19 protein-coding genes are annotated in these 13,319 nt (G+C 52.1%); 15 read left to right on the top strand and 4 right to left on the bottom strand.

Annotated elements, in window-relative coordinates; all coding sequences use genetic code 11:
- Nucleotides 1-27: 27 nt before the first annotated feature.
- The gene (locus Q31b_RS16270; protein ID WP_146600717.1) at nt 28-987 is read right to left on the bottom strand and encodes an aldo/keto reductase; all 960 of its coding nucleotides are present in this window, start codon (nt 985-987) and stop codon (nt 28-30) included.
- Between the two features lie 156 nt (nt 988-1,143).
- On the opposite strand from Q31b_RS16270, the gene aceE reads away from it, so the two are divergent.
- From aceE to Q31b_RS16245, 5 genes are all read left to right on the top strand, one after another.
- Nucleotides 1,144-3,831, top strand: coding sequence for a pyruvate dehydrogenase (acetyl-transferring), homodimeric type (aceE, locus tag Q31b_RS16265; RefSeq protein ID WP_146600716.1), 2,688 nt, complete (start codon nt 1,144-1,146; stop codon nt 3,829-3,831).
- A gap of 119 nt (nt 3,832-3,950) precedes the next feature.
- On the top strand, nt 3,951-4,664 hold the full coding sequence (locus Q31b_RS16260) for an FAD-dependent oxidoreductase (protein WP_146600715.1): 714 nt from the start codon (nt 3,951-3,953) through the stop codon (nt 4,662-4,664).
- A gap of 441 nt (nt 4,665-5,105) precedes the next feature.
- Complete coding sequence (locus Q31b_RS16255; RefSeq protein ID WP_146600714.1) at nt 5,106-6,965, top strand: NnrS family protein; 1,860 nt, start codon at nt 5,106-5,108, stop codon at nt 6,963-6,965.
- Nucleotides 6,966-6,979: 14 nt separating this feature from the next.
- Nucleotides 6,980-7,429: a hypothetical protein gene (locus Q31b_RS16250; protein ID WP_146600713.1), complete on the top strand. Its 450-nt coding sequence runs from the start codon at nt 6,980-6,982 to the stop codon at nt 7,427-7,429.
- A 5-nt stretch (nt 7,430-7,434) separates the two neighbouring features.
- Nucleotides 7,435-7,812 (top strand): DUF488 domain-containing protein, encoded by a 378-nt coding sequence (locus tag Q31b_RS16245; protein ID WP_146600712.1) that lies wholly within the window; start codon nt 7,435-7,437, stop codon nt 7,810-7,812.
- A 123-nt stretch (nt 7,813-7,935) separates the two neighbouring features.
- On the opposite strand, the gene Q31b_RS16240 is transcribed toward Q31b_RS16245, so the two are convergent.
- Together Q31b_RS16240 and Q31b_RS16235 are read right to left on the bottom strand one after the other, a co-directional pair.
- Nucleotides 7,936-8,358, bottom strand: coding sequence for a YbaN family protein (locus Q31b_RS16240; RefSeq protein WP_146600711.1), 423 nt, complete (start codon nt 8,356-8,358; stop codon nt 7,936-7,938).
- Between the two features lie 7 nt (nt 8,359-8,365).
- The gene (locus Q31b_RS16235; protein WP_146600710.1) at nt 8,366-8,674 is read right to left on the bottom strand and encodes a hypothetical protein; all 309 of its coding nucleotides are present in this window, start codon (nt 8,672-8,674) and stop codon (nt 8,366-8,368) included.
- 403 nt (nt 8,675-9,077) lie between these two features.
- Here Q31b_RS16235 and Q31b_RS16230 point away from each other — a divergent pair, with 403 nt between their 5' ends.
- From Q31b_RS16230 to Q31b_RS29660, 4 genes are all read left to right on the top strand, one after another.
- A complete protein-coding gene (locus Q31b_RS16230; RefSeq protein ID WP_146600709.1) occupies nt 9,078-9,527 on the top strand; it encodes a hypothetical protein in 450 nt (149 codons plus the stop codon).
- 165 nt (nt 9,528-9,692) lie between these two features.
- Nucleotides 9,693-10,250 (top strand): hemerythrin domain-containing protein, encoded by a 558-nt coding sequence (locus Q31b_RS16225; RefSeq protein ID WP_146600708.1) that lies wholly within the window; start codon nt 9,693-9,695, stop codon nt 10,248-10,250.
- A gap of 70 nt (nt 10,251-10,320) precedes the next feature.
- The gene (locus Q31b_RS28360) at nt 10,321-10,515 is read left to right on the top strand and encodes a hypothetical protein (RefSeq protein WP_197171743.1); all 195 of its coding nucleotides are present in this window, start codon (nt 10,321-10,323) and stop codon (nt 10,513-10,515) included.
- Nucleotides 10,460-10,615 (top strand): 3-alpha domain-containing protein, encoded by a 156-nt coding sequence (locus Q31b_RS29660; RefSeq protein WP_146600707.1) that lies wholly within the window; start codon nt 10,460-10,462, stop codon nt 10,613-10,615. Before Q31b_RS28360 ends, Q31b_RS29660 begins: the two co-directional genes overlap by 56 nt.
- 65 nt (nt 10,616-10,680) lie before the next feature.
- Here the strand turns inward: Q31b_RS29660 and Q31b_RS16215 are convergent, their stop codons facing one another.
- The gene (locus Q31b_RS16215; protein WP_315860395.1) at nt 10,681-10,953 is read right to left on the bottom strand and encodes a DMT family transporter; all 273 of its coding nucleotides are present in this window, start codon (nt 10,951-10,953) and stop codon (nt 10,681-10,683) included.
- A gap of 366 nt (nt 10,954-11,319) precedes the next feature.
- On the opposite strand from Q31b_RS16215, the gene Q31b_RS28355 reads away from it, so the two are divergent.
- The 6 genes from Q31b_RS28355 (at nt 11,320) to Q31b_RS16190 (ending at nt 13,302) form a co-directional block, all read left to right on the top strand.
- On the top strand, nt 11,320-11,472 hold the full coding sequence (locus tag Q31b_RS28355; protein ID WP_197171665.1) for a hypothetical protein: 153 nt from the start codon (nt 11,320-11,322) through the stop codon (nt 11,470-11,472).
- A 13-nt stretch (nt 11,473-11,485) separates the two neighbouring features.
- Nucleotides 11,486-11,737: a GreA/GreB family elongation factor gene (locus Q31b_RS16210; RefSeq protein ID WP_197171662.1), complete on the top strand. Its 252-nt coding sequence runs from the start codon at nt 11,486-11,488 to the stop codon at nt 11,735-11,737.
- A gap of 261 nt (nt 11,738-11,998) precedes the next feature.
- Entirely contained in the window at nt 11,999-12,220 is a 222-nt protein-coding gene (locus Q31b_RS16205) for a hypothetical protein (protein ID WP_146600705.1), read from the top strand.
- 108 nt (nt 12,221-12,328) lie between these two features.
- Nucleotides 12,329-12,745: a GreA/GreB family elongation factor gene (locus Q31b_RS16200; RefSeq protein ID WP_146600704.1), complete on the top strand. Its 417-nt coding sequence runs from the start codon at nt 12,329-12,331 to the stop codon at nt 12,743-12,745.
- A gap of 13 nt (nt 12,746-12,758) precedes the next feature.
- Entirely contained in the window at nt 12,759-12,941 is a 183-nt protein-coding gene (locus tag Q31b_RS16195; RefSeq protein ID WP_146600703.1) for a hypothetical protein, read from the top strand.
- 115 nt (nt 12,942-13,056) lie between these two features.
- A complete protein-coding gene (locus tag Q31b_RS16190) occupies nt 13,057-13,302 on the top strand; it encodes a BON domain-containing protein (RefSeq protein WP_146600702.1) in 246 nt (81 codons plus the stop codon).
- Nucleotides 13,303-13,319 lie beyond the last annotated feature (17 nt).

The following is a 13,319-nucleotide window of genomic DNA, read 5'->3' as shown; positions in this document are numbered from 1 at the left end:
TTACCGAGGAGTGTCACATCACGAGGATTATTCCCGAACGGCTGCTGCATCGACGAGTTCGTGACAATCGTTCTCAGACAGGTCAAGCGAGACCGCTTGTTCAAAAGCGTCGAGATGTTTGGATTTGGTGGCACTGGCTATTGGTGCGGTCACATCGGAATTTGCCATCACCCAAGCTAGCGCGATAGCGGCTGGTTGCATCTGATGATCGGCCGCGACGTGCTCGAGTGAGCGTAGCGTCTTCATCCTCGCATCATCGCAGAGATATCGTTTCATTCCGCCACCGCGACGGCTCTTGTTGATGTCCGACTCGCTGTGATACTTGCCCGTTAAAAATCCGCTGGCTAATGCGAAGTAGGTGATCGCACCGAAATGATGTTTCCGAATTAACGGTGCGTAGGACGACTCGAACGGTTCACGTGCGATCAAGTTGTACTCGGGCTGTACTACTTGATAAGAAGCCAATCCGTTTGCTTGACTGATTCTCAGCGATTCTTCGATACGCTCCGCTGATACGTTCGATGCTCCGATGTATCGCACCTTGCCCTCTTTGACGAGTTTATCATGGGCACGAAGCGTTTCCTCTGGCTCGGTTCGCTCGTCATCGAAATGCGAAAAATACAGATCAATGCGATCCGTCTGGAGTCGGCGCAGCGAATCCTCGCATGAGCGAGCGAGATAATCCGCCGACAAATCGTGGTGACCTTGTCCCATGTCGTGACCCACTTTGGTGATCAACGTCACCTTATCTCGGTTTCTTCTTTCGGTCATCCACTTGCCAATAATGGTTTCCGATTCACCTCCTTGGTTCCCCTCTGCCCAACGTGAATACCAATCCGCTGTATCGATTGTCGTGAAGCCGCGATCGATCAAGTCATCCAGCATTGCGAGGGACGCTCGTTCATCAAGTGTCCAGCCAAAGACACTGCCGCCGAACACGATGGGCGAGATTTGCAAATCGGTCTTTCCAAGTTGTTTCGTTTTCATGAAATTTCCTTGTTTTTCGTAACGTGACTGTAGCTTCCAGCCACAGTGCCGCGGCTGGAAGCCACAGTCACACCGAGCTGTCCGCTCTTGAAACATGCACATAAGGGTGTAGGATGCAAGTGTAGCCCATTTCCTTGACAACGGAAGGAGTCAACCATGAGTATTGCGTATGATCTACCCACCGAGACGCGCCTCGACCCTGCCGAGCTGAATGATTGGTATGAGTCGCTCGATAGTGTTGCAGCACGTTATGATTCTATTTGTATTCCAGAACTTCTTTCCGCGTTGCAGTCGCGGGCAAAGAGCTATGGCACAGAAATACCTAGCCTGATAACGACGCCGTATCTCAACACGATTCCGGCTGATCAGCAGTCCGTCTATCCAGGGAATCTTCAGCTCGAAAAACGGGTTCGTAATTTGATCCGCTGGAACGCGATGGCGATGGTCGTGCGGGCAAATCGTTACTTCCACGGTATTGGTGGACACTTAGCGTCGTACGCATCCTCGGCTACTCTCATCGAGGTGGGATTCAATCACTTCTTTCGAGCCCCGACGGAAGACCACTTTGGCGACTTCGTCTATTTCCAAGGCCATTCGTCGCCGGGCATCTATGCACGCGCGTTCCTGGAAGGACGTTTGAGCGAATCGGAGCTTGACCGTTTTCGCCGCGAAACGCCGCGAGAAACTGGTTTGTCATCGTATCCGCACCCATGGTTGATGCCTAACTTCTGGCAGTTTCCGACCGTTTCGATGGGGCTGGGACCATTGATGGCGATCTACCAAGCTCGATTCTTGAAGTATCTAACCCACCGTGGCATCCTCGACGCCTCACAATCGCGGGTGTGGTGCTTCATGGGAGACGGTGAGAGCGATGAACCGGAATCATTGGGCGCATTGTCAGTTGCCGCCCGAGAGCAGCTTGACAATCTTACGTTTGTCGTAAACTGTAACCTTCAACGACTCGACGGGCCTGTGCGTGGTAACGGAAAGATCATCCAAGAACTCGAGGGTGTGTTCGCTGGTACGGGATGGAACGTGATTAAAGCGATTTGGGGCAGCGAATGGGACGAGTTGTTGGCGGCCGACCGTGACGGCTTGCTGGCCAAGCGGATGGACGAAGCTGTCGATGGTGAATATCAAAAGTATAAGGCGGAATCAGGTCGGTACATTCGCGATCATTTCTTTGGCACTTCACCTGAACTAAAAGCAATGGTGTCGCATCTATCCGACGACCAACTTCGGCGACTGAGACGTGGTGGTCATGATTCCAAGAAGGTCTACGCTGCCTACAAAGCCGCCACGGAGTATACGGGAGGACCCTCGGTTGTGCTGGCGAAAACCGTCAAAGGTTACGGTTTAGGGACGGCTGGTGAGGCAAGCAATGTCGCACACCAGCAGCATGAATTGAAAGCGGAGCAATTACAAGCATTTGGAGAGCGATTTGAGATCCCGCTGAGTCAAGAAGAATTGGAACGAGCAGCGTTTTGCAAACCGGATGCACAATGCGAGGAGATCGACTACATGATGGTGAGAAGGAGCAAGCTGGGTGGTTTCCTACCTGCTCGCAACACAACGCCACTATCGATTTCGATTCCCAGTCTTGACGAGTTCAGTAAACACCTCAATGGTACAGGAACCCGAGCTGCGGCAACGACGATGATCTTGGCTAGGATTCTGGCACAGCTTCTACAGGATAAGCGAATTGGCAAGTACGTTGTGCCCATTATTCCTGATGAGGCGCGTACGTTTGGCCTCAATTCCCTCTTCGCAAGTCATGGAATCTATTCCAGTCGGGGGCAGTTGTACGCCCCCGTCGATGCGGGACAAATGATGTTCTATCGCGAAGCTCGCGATGGACAAATTTTGGAAGAGGGGATCACGGAAGCAGGATCGATTGCAAGCTTCATTGCCGCCGGGACGAGCTATGCACATTTGAAAACGCCGATGATCCCTTTCTATTTATACTATTCGATGTTTGGATTTCAACGCATTGGTGACTTCATTTGGGCTGCCGCAGATTCGCGTGCCAAAGGCTTTCTCGTTGGAGCGACATCTGGTCGTACGACCTTGGTTGGCGAAGGATTGCAACACTGCGATGGACACAGTCCGCTGGTAGCAACAACGATACCGACGCTCCAGTCCTACGATCCTGCGTACGGATACGAGTTGGCAGTGATCATCCAGGATGGCTTGCAGCGGATGTTTGTCGACAACGAAGCGATCTTTTATTATTTGACAGGATACAACGAAGTTTATTCGATGCCCGCGATGCCTGACGGAGCGGAAGTGGGGATTCTCAAAGGGATGTATCGATTGCCAAGTCGTTCACCGATCCAAGCAACCGGTGCTGTACGACCCCAGTTGTTTGGTAGCGGTTCGTTATTACCCGAGACACTTCGGGCTCAGGAGATCCTGGCAGAAAAATTCGGCATCGAAAGTGATGTGTGGAGTGTGACCAGCTATTGCCGTCTGCGCCGTGATGCTTTGGCGGTCGATCGCGACAATGCTCTGCACCCGGATCGGCCAAAACGCCAAAGCTATCTCGAAGAGATGCTTGATGGAATGAATGGCCCAATTATTGCGGTGACCGACTACATCAAACTGGTGCCTGATCAAATCCGCCAATGGGTGCCGGGCCAGTACATGACGCTCGGGACCGATGGTTTCGGACGCAGTGACACTCGGGAAGCGCTGCGGCGACACTTCGAGGTGGATGCAGAGCATATCGCTTATGCAGCCCTGCGAGCGCTTTCCAAGTCGTCTGATTTTGAGCCAGCAAAACTTTCCAGCGCGATGGACATACTAAACATTGATCCGCAAAGTATGGACCCAGCGACAGCATAGGAAGAGTACGTAGCTGTGGCTTCCAGCCACAGTTGCTATGAATAAGATGACGGCGGCTAGAAGCCACAGTCACGTTTTGAGAACACTAGCAAACCAACCACCCAACACGAGGCTAGACGATGTTGACGAACATACAACTAATCAAAAAACACGTCATCGCTAAAGATACAATGGCGTTCCATTTTTCCAAACCGGAAGGATTTGATTTCCGTGCGGGCCAGTTTGCTGACTTCACGCTTCTTGATCCACCTGAGACGGATGACGAAGGCAATACTCGTTGTTTCTCGCTCGTCGATGCACCCTACGAACCGGACCTCGTCATTGCGACGCGGATGCGTGACTCGGCTTTCAAACGAGTGTTACGCGAATTGCCGCTCGGCACGGAAATCAAGATGGACGGAGCGTACGGTGATTTCACCCTGCACAAAACGGAATCCACTCCGGCGGTTTTCATGATCGGGGGTATCGGAGTGACTCCGGTGCGCAGCATGATCGCTCAGGCCACCCACGATAAAACGACCCATCAAATCACGTTGCTGCACTCGAGCAGTACGCCAGACGAGTTGCCGTTTGTGGACGACTTTGAACAATTGACCAAGGATAACCAAAAATTCCGGTATGTCGCGGTCGCCTCCGACTCGGCGCCCGATGATTGGCGAGGAGAGCGCGGCCGCATTGATGCCGAGATGGTGAAAAAGTATGTGTCGGATCGAGACCGCCCCATTTATTATTTATCGGGCCCGCCAAGCATGGTCAAGGCGATGCGTCAGTTACTCGTCGGCATGAAGGTCAACGAGGACAACATCCGTAGCGAAGAGTTTTCGGGTTATTGAGAACGATGCCCCTGCTTTGTTTAACGATGAGCCGCAGGCGTAGGCGGATGCCGCAAAACGCGATCGCCTATCGGCTTGGCGTTAAACGAGTTATGACAAGGAACCAAACATGAATTTGCAAACAGACGTATGTGTGACAACGAGGTCGGGGGACAGCGCACCACTGGTTACCAAGACTCCGCTCCTCGATACGGGCAACGTCGTATCCAAACGCCAGGAAATCCTGGAATCGCGCTGGAACTCGCAACCGACACCAAGAACGTTACAACGACATGTCACTTGTCGGTTAGTTCGGATTCCCAAGTCCGCAATCAGAAGATACTCAGCGGTTTAGCAGACCATCGAGTATCGCGTGCAACGCAGACCTAAGGGGCGTCGACTTGAATACGCTTGGCGGGATCTTCGAGCTAAATCAAATTGATTAAAAAATGAAGGAGTGGGATGATGGGCACGATATCAGAAAGGTCAACGCGATCAGATCTTGATCCGGCCGAGTTGAATGAGCGATACAAGTCGCACGATTCGCCGGAGCGGTCGTACCAGCGTCCTGCGATCGAGCCGAGGATGACGGTCCGGCATGTGGTGGCGTTGTACCCCGCTTGTCGTGTTATTTTTCGCAAGTACGGCGAGCCGGATGACCGCGCGGGAATCAATGGCGCACCCGGCCCGTTTGGGCATTTCCAACCACTTAGTCGTTTCGCCGCGGAACACGGCGTCGATGTCGATCAACTCTTAGAAGAAATATCGAATTGTGCCGGTGTGCCGGTGGACCGTGACCGAGCGCCCTCAGAACGGATTCATCGCAGCTATCTACTCGCATCGCTCCTAATCACGCTGACACTCGGTGCCGGATGGGGCGCTCATTTATTGGCGTCGATCGGCTTGCAAAAGTCGTTTGAGCAAGTCAGTGTAGCCCATGTTATCGCTCACGGCGAGGCCCAATTATGGGGGTTCCTTGGACTGTTCATCGTCGGTGTGTCGTTGCGAACGGTCTTGAAAGAAGCTGCCGCGACCCGGCGACGCCAGCGGATTTGTCGAACTGGTTTATCGATTGCCTTGCTCAGTTTCGCTGGCGGATTCGCTTGGTCAATTGCACCACAGCGGCTGGCGATATTGGGAATCGTCAGTGCGGGCGCACTGATGATCCTGTCGGCGTCTTTGTGGTTGGTCCAGTGGCAAGTTGTAGGTCAGAAATGGCAGGCGACTTGGGCACGAGCTGTCTTCATGTCCGGGTTTTGGCTGACCCTCTGGGCCACAGTGACCTTCTATCTGCGGCTGAAAGCGGCGGATGTCGGCCCGGTTGGCTATGGCTCCATCGAGCGATTGCTGATCATTAAGTTGGCGGTGTTCGGGTTCGCAATGAATTCCATCTACGGATTTGGTCAAATGCTATTGCCTGGTTTGTTGCGACTCGGCAAGCCTCGACTTAGCGCTGTCGAAGCCTCGTTTTGGTTTCATAATGTTGGCGTTCTAATGATGTTCATTGCGAGTTTCACTTCGGCAATGCTTGAACCGATCGGCTCGACCTTCGTGTTGGTTGGTGTTATCAGTTTTGCGACCGGGCTTCGTGGTTTGATTGGCAAGCGGAAAGGATCGCCTCGTTTGGAGCAGGGGCATCGACTCCTTGACCTTTATCCGCCGCTAGCGTTCTTTTGGTTGCTGTTGAGTTTGATTCTGTTATTCGTCGGCGATCTGTATGTGTCCGTCTCGGGCCAACCGCTGTCGCATGCGTTTACGGGGGCAGTACGGCATGCCTTAACGGTCGGATTCATAACAACCTTAATTTTGGGAGTCGGACAGCGGCTTTTGCCAGTACTGGAACACAACGTGCTATTGATGCCGAAGCTCGTCGCACCGATTTTGATCCTGATCGCGTCGGGAAATCTGCTGAGAGTGTCAAGCCAAGTTGCCACGTTACAAACTCAGGTCGTCTACGCATGGCTGCCTGTCTCCGCGGTTTTTGAGTGGATGGCGTTGTTCTTATTCACCATCAGTGCGATAAGACAGATGTGGCCTCGACGGGTTTATTTGGTAGGAAACCAAGTGACCGAGCGAACACCATTAGCAACGCTGCTGGCCATCGCCCCCTCGATCGAAGACAAATTGATATCGCGAGGCTCTGCCTATTTGGTGCGGGCACGCAGTGTTCCGTCGGAGTTGACGATTGGCAGCTTTGCAGCAAGTGAGAATCAGCAGCCGATGGAATTGGTTCAGTGGATCAACGAGCAACTTGTGGCTGTGGCTTCCAGCCGCAGTTGGTTTCTTTCGACTACTGCGGCTGGAATCCACAGCCACGAGTAACGAGGTAAACAAAAATGAAAAACCCAAGAACGGTCTATGAAATACTACAGTTGCTGCAGCAGTACCACGAGCAGCGGTTTGCGACCTACCGCCGGCTGGCGACCGAGACGACCGATACAATGGCTCAGATCCTACTTGAGCACTTGGTCGGACTGGAGGATCACTCGTTGGAAGTAATACGCATCGAGTTGGAGCAGCTCGATCCCGGGCACGCGACTTTCCTGACATCCGGGCCGGTCATCAGCGAAGAATTCACTCATGCCAAAGATTGTCGATGCGAAAGCACTCCGTCGTTTTCAGAGGCTTTGGCATGCGTGCTGACCTCGGATCACATGCTTGACGAACTGCTCCGCCGCCTTGAAGGTTGCAGCGCGGCGGGTTCTATCCTGGGGTTGGCCAAACGACTGCGTGACTTGGAGGAAACAAAAGATCGACAAATAGCCAACTTCACACGAATGGATTAAAACACATGAGTAAAAAAAAACGAACGATTGAAATCGCCAGAGCATATGATTGCCCGAAGTCGGACAACGACTACCGCGCGCTCGTGGATCGACTTTGGCCGCGTGGGGTAAAGAAGCAGTCGTTGAAGTTGGACCAATGGGCAAAGGAACTCGCGCCAAGCAATGCGTTGCGAGAATGGTTCGACCACGATCCTGATAAATGGGCGGAGTTCCGCAAGCGTTTCCTCAGAGAGTTGTCGGAAAACAAAGACGAAGCCTACGAGTTGCTAAGGACGGCTGGCGACCAATCGATTCTACTGATTTACGCAGCCAAGGACGAAGAGCACAATAACGCCGTCGTGCTGAAGGAACACTTGGGAAGGCTAAAACCACCTGATGCCTGAATTGAAAAAGTTAAAATGAGAACTGCAAACTGCAAAATAGAATCGGGATGGTGAAAAAACAAAACTCAAGCCGCTGTGCTCATTCCTATTCATTGTTTCCACTTTGCAATGTGGCTGTGGCTGCTAGCCGCAGCCATGCTCTCGGTGGATTGTTGGCAGGCGAAAGACAACGATGATACCTACCAGTCCCAAGACGAAAATAATGGCTTTGATGCTGAGGTGCAGGTCGCCAAAAATCAGCGTGTATCCCACTAGCAGAACAACCATGGAGTACGCCAATCGCTTGACGCGATGATGGACACCCTGTTTTTCCTGCCAATCTCGTAGCGGCTTGCCGACGACGGGCCATGCCAATGCTTTCGCATGCAAACGCGGCGATACTCGAATCAAGAAATAGCACATCAATAGCAGGAATGGCGTGGTCGGTATCCCTGGCAAAACGATGCCAACCATTCCCAGTCCAAAGAATGTTGCCGCAGACGCCCCGTAGAGAACCTTGCGTATTCCTGTGGCTATCGATTCGTCGGCAGTGTCTGTCTCGTTCATTCGTGTTTCAAATCGCTGAAGAATTCCAGGATGGCGGGTCGCTGGCGGGGAACGATTCCTCGCCAGCCTCTTGAATGAGTTCGGAGTCGTGACCGTCTTGGTTTTGGGGTTCTTGATGGTTGGTTTGCTGCCACGAAATCGCTAAGACCGCAGCATCCCGCACACGCGCCAGTACGTCTGCGTATCGCTCGGGCGGTGCTTGTCCGCAAAATTCGTCAGCTTGCTGCTTCGACTTTTCGCTGCCGCAATGTTCCGCGCTGCACTTGAGTCGTTCGCAAAGCTGCAGCCATTGCTGCTGTACCCATGTTTCGCTCATCGCCTGTTACCTCCTCAGTGTGGCTGGGGCTTCCAGCCCCAGTTGATTTCTTAACACTGCGGCTGGAAGCCACAGTCACGAACAATACTAGACTCCAACACCAACTCGCCCTTGTCAACTAAACCTTGAACCCCTATTGTACACAGACAGCTGCAGAATAGGCGAGTCGTCGAGAATGACTTTGTTTAACGATTGAGTTGTAGACCTGAAAACACGGTCGCCTAGTGGCTTGGCGTTAAACGAGTTGCTAGCTCGTTGAATCGAAAGGAGAAAAAGAAAATGTCTGAATCAAATTACACCAAACGTGTTAGCGTGTGGGTTGCCGAGCATCCGCAGACGGCTGATGTGTTTGAGATGCTGCGATGGTGACAAAACTCTCGAACAAGCGTGCTGGGAAAACGGCGTGGAAGTGTTGCGTGCCCATTCGTTGTTACAGCGGACGATTGCAGAAATCGATGACTCATCCCTTGATGATTGGCTTCATGCTTCGCTGAGCGGGTTGTGCGACCATATCGAACAGACACATCACGAATATTTGAAGAACACGTTTCCCACGCTAACGAGATTAATCGCGGACGTGGTCGGGACTCATGGTGATGCAGACGCCGAGCTTGGTGAATTGCAAGACTATTTTGTTGGCTGGCGTAGCGAGATTCTGAACGTCATGGCCACGGAAGAACGAGACTTGTTCCCAGCGATCCGCACGGTGGAAGAGGCAAGATCCAATAAAGAGAGGTCCGTCAGAACGACGATTTCAGCCAACTGTCGGTGCCGATTCGGCGAGTCAGGGCTACCGACAGATGTTGGGTTTGCTGCGCCGCGTCGAGATCGATACACGCCATCACGTTCATAAAGAGAACTACATTTTGTTTCCGCGAGTCCTGGAATTTGTAACCCAGCCAGCAGCGTAAGTTTCGGAACAATTTAGGATCTTAACGTGACTGTGACTTCCAGCCGCAGTTGTTTTTGCTGCGGCTGGAAGCCACAGCCACATTCAGCCCACTTGACGAGATTACCAGTGACCGTGCGAATCAATGCTAAACCACTGGCGGGTTTCGACCGACCGATCGACATGTTGATCGATTGCCACCGACGTATCGAGCATTTTCTCGATGTGATCGTTCGTGTTGTCGAGCGTTATGCGGGTCAACCGCTTGATGCCGAAGGCCGCCGCGCACTCGCGGCGGCGCAGCAGTATTTTGCCACTTCCGCCCCCAAGCATACCGCCGATAAGGAACAATCGCTGTTTCCTCGGCTGCAATCCGTAGGCGCCATCACGGTTGAGACCAACGAAATGTTAGAGCAACTGCGGCAAGTCCACCATATCTCCGACGAACTCCACGGACGAATCGACACGTTGCTCCAGCAGTGGTTGGCAACGGAAGAGTCGCTGCCGGATGATTTGCTTGCCATGCTACGTACGGATCTGGCAGCACTGAAGGATCACTATGCAGCTCACATTTCGGTTGAAGAGGAACAGATTTTCCCTTCGGCCGCCAAGGCACTCAGTGCTAGCCAGCTTCGTGAAATGGGGACTGAAATGCGTTCTCGTCGCGGACTCGACGGCGAAGGGTAGATTCAAGAGAAGTCAATAGCCACGTTCCCCCGGCCCCGATGAAACCGTCGTCTATGTAGGCGTTCAATTAATGTGTCAAATTCCCAGCATCTTATCGATTCAGGTCGGCTTGCCGCGAGTGTTGGCGGATGAGCAAGAGTGGACTTCTGGATTCTTGAAAGAATCAATCACCGAGCCATTGTGGCTCGGTACGACGAACTTGACCGGCGATGCACAAGCGGACCTTAATGCACCATCACAAGCACAACCGAGAAGCGGCAGCTAGGCTTACCGAAGTACCAGAGCTATCGCCTACTTGGCAAGCAACATTGTCCAAGCGAGCCGATACCGGCGAACAACCCAATCAAGCGAAACGCCTTGGTTGATACAGCAGTAAAAAGCTATACCTCGGATGATAATTTCAATCCCACTAACGAAGGTACCAGCAGGATTAAAAACAACAGTCGCCAAATGGATGTAGACTCGCCCAAGAAGACGATTCCAAAGATCGCTGTGCCGAGGGCTCCGATTCCCATCCATCCGGATACGCCGTTCCAATCGGCAGCTGTCGAACCGCGATCGCAAGCAACCCGATACTGGCTATGTAAGCGAACACCGTCCAAACACTTGGCCAAAACTTGGTGAACGCATCAATGTATTTCAAGCCAATTGCCCAGCCAATTTCGAGTACTTCGGCCAGCAAAAGAATGATCCAAACATTCACGACATCGCTCCTAAACTGTACTTTAGGGATCCATACATAGCTCACCTGCATAGGCTCATTAGAGCCGGAAGCTTCGATTCGTCGCCCTGACGCTGGAGTCGTGACTGGGGCTTCCAGCTCCAGTTGAAAGTAAATAACACAGGGGCTGGACCCTCTGTCACCACCAGAACAAAGTGTCAAGCGATTTTCATGAGCGTCATCATAAATTGACGCAGTAAGATCGTTTTCTGCTCAAAGATGCCTTTTCTACGCAAAATATCTTTGTTTTTGGCATTGGCATCTTTATTGCATTAGAGAAAGAAGAAGAGTGGTCCAGCATGCTGAACCTTATCTTCCTGCCTGCTTCTCTTACATCTCTGGTACGCCATGCCACGCAGAAAAATTGTAGACACCACCGAAGATCATCGCCGACTGATAGCCGTCCTCGAAGAGTCTTTCACTCATGCGATTTGTGACAGCCGCGCGATTAGTGTGCTATTGCATGAACTTGAAAAAGCGAAGTTGGTAGCCCCCCGATGATGTTGATCCAGACGTGGTCACGATGTACAGCACCGTGCGGGTCCGCGACCTGAAAGAGCGAGAAGAAGACGTTTACACGTTGGTATATCCTCGCGACGCAAAACTGGCCGAAGGAAAAATTTCAATTCTTGCGCCGATCGGTACTGCGCTGCTTGGCTATCGTGTCGGCGACATTGTTCGTTGGGAAGTTCCCGGCGGTCCAACTCGACTCAAAATCGAAGAGATGATTTATAAGCCAAATGGCGCAGACTTGCAACTTGCATGATTCACTCTTCCTCTGGAAGGGTCGATCGTAGCGAGGAGCGGGCGACCGAATAAGGCTCGTTTTCCGACCCTCGCTGGCAATGCAGAGAGGGTTACAATATTTTGGCGACCTCTACCAACAGAGAAGGGTGAATGAATATCAACGTAACGACAAACGCACAACACCTCAGTAAGTCTATTCGACAATCCGTCAATCGCCGGTTGAGTCATATGCTCGATCGATTCTCGCATCGTATCTCCAATGTCTCCGTGACGGTAACGGATGAAAAACGGGCCGCAGGGTGGGCTGGATAAGTTATGTCATATCACCATTTCGATGCCAGGCGTTGGAACAATCACAACAACCGGACGAAGTGAAAAGGCGATGGCCGCAGTCGCACAGGCTGCTCGGCGGTCGCGACACATTGTTATCAACAAAATGAAGCGACCGATGTTGCATCGCAAACAGATTCTCAAATCAAGCTACGCATTCGAGGTGGCTTAACCCGCCTTTTCGCTGCCGATAGTTGTGGCTGCGGCTTCCAGTCGCAGCGGTGGCACGGCAGAACTGCATCTAGAAACCTCAGCTACATTGAATCAAGAGTGAAATCCGATGAACGTATCAAACAATGTCATGACCCGCACCGATCTCCGACGCTTGGAGATCCTGCTCGCCAGTGAGTTTACTCAAGCAATCGGCTGCAAGGGATACTTAACTCGATTTGAACAAAAGCTCGACGACGCCAAGATCGTTGACTCGCACGAAGTTCTGCCAAACGTGGTCACGATGAACTCCACCTTTCGACTTAGGGAGCTACGGACTGACGAGGCGCATACCTACACGCTGGTTTACCCTGAGGAAGCGTGTATCGCGGAAGGGAAACTGTCGGTTTTGACTCCGCTCGGTAGCGAAATCCTGGGGCACTGTGCCGATGACGAAATTCTTTGCCGAGTCCAAGATCGCGACGAGCGCCGCCGGATTGAAACGGTTTCGTTTCAGCCTGAACGAGTGGGTGCATTTAACATGTAGAGGTCACAATACCATGAGTTCCGATTTATACAACACGGTTCATAAGCAACGCCAAAAAGATACCGTCGACGATGAAGAACAGATGATCAAGTGGTTAACAAGAGCGTTCGTCATCTGGCTTCTTGTCTGCACGTTGCCGCTGATGACGATGGTCATCATCAGTCACTTCTATCCCGGTTTCTTGGCCGGCCAGTGAACGATGTATTGGTTCGTTGGATTCTAGGTTTTAACCGACTATTTCAATCCCATCAGAGCGAAGCCGGCTAAAGTCTAGACTCCAACAATAAAACAAACACGGAGGACATCTCTCAATGAACACCTTACATACTCTCGGTCATTACGACTCTCAGCTGACGCATGAAGTCGAAGTGGATATTCAGCAGGCATTCCGTTCAACACGCTACTCGGCACTACGGGATGTAACCTTCCTGTGGAACGACGGCATTTTGATGCTGCGTGGAACGGTGCGAACCTATTTCCTAAAACAATTGGCTCAGGAATGCGTACGAGACGTTAACGGCGTGACCCATGTTATCAATAGCATCAAAGTTGCATGAGCAAGTAAGGAGAACCA

The sequence above is a fragment of the Novipirellula aureliae genome, from assembly GCF_007860185.1.
GTDB lineage: Bacteria > Planctomycetota > Planctomycetia > Pirellulales > Pirellulaceae > Novipirellula_A > Novipirellula_A aureliae.
The sequence above is the reverse complement of the archived record's forward strand: the minus strand, read 5'-3'. Positions and strand labels throughout refer to the sequence as shown.

Coding starts and splice junctions, on each gene's coding strand:
- Q31b_RS28360 (WP_197171743.1), top strand. CDS start 10,321: ATGTGTCAAATTCCCAGCATCTTATCGATTCAGGTCGGCTTGCCGCGA.
- Q31b_RS16245 (WP_146600712.1), top strand. CDS start 7,435: ATGAGTAAAAAAAAACGAACGATTGAAATCGCCAGAGCATATGATTGC.
- Q31b_RS16270 (WP_146600717.1), bottom strand. CDS start 987: ATGAAAACGAAACAACTTGGAAAGACCGATTTGCAAATCTCGCCCATC.
- Q31b_RS16190 (WP_146600702.1), top strand. CDS start 13,057: ATGAACACCTTACATACTCTCGGTCATTACGACTCTCAGCTGACGCAT.
- Q31b_RS28355 (WP_197171665.1), top strand. CDS start 11,320: ATGCCACGCAGAAAAATTGTAGACACCACCGAAGATCATCGCCGACTG.
- Q31b_RS16240 (WP_146600711.1), bottom strand. CDS start 8,358: ATGAACGAGACAGACACTGCCGACGAATCGATAGCCACAGGAATACGC.
- Q31b_RS16260 (WP_146600715.1), top strand. CDS start 3,951: ATGTTGACGAACATACAACTAATCAAAAAACACGTCATCGCTAAAGAT.
- Q31b_RS16205 (WP_146600705.1), top strand. CDS start 11,999: ATGAAAAACGGGCCGCAGGGTGGGCTGGATAAGTTATGTCATATCACC.
- Q31b_RS16250 (WP_146600713.1), top strand. CDS start 6,980: ATGAAAAACCCAAGAACGGTCTATGAAATACTACAGTTGCTGCAGCAG.
- Q31b_RS16255 (WP_146600714.1), top strand. CDS start 5,106: ATGATGGGCACGATATCAGAAAGGTCAACGCGATCAGATCTTGATCCG.
- Q31b_RS29660 (WP_146600707.1), top strand. CDS start 10,460: ATGCACAAGCGGACCTTAATGCACCATCACAAGCACAACCGAGAAGCG.
- aceE (WP_146600716.1), top strand. CDS start 1,144: ATGAGTATTGCGTATGATCTACCCACCGAGACGCGCCTCGACCCTGCC.
- Q31b_RS16195 (WP_146600703.1), top strand. CDS start 12,759: ATGAGTTCCGATTTATACAACACGGTTCATAAGCAACGCCAAAAAGAT.
- Q31b_RS16200 (WP_146600704.1), top strand. CDS start 12,329: ATGAACGTATCAAACAATGTCATGACCCGCACCGATCTCCGACGCTTG.
- Q31b_RS16235 (WP_146600710.1), bottom strand. CDS start 8,674: ATGAGCGAAACATGGGTACAGCAGCAATGGCTGCAGCTTTGCGAACGA.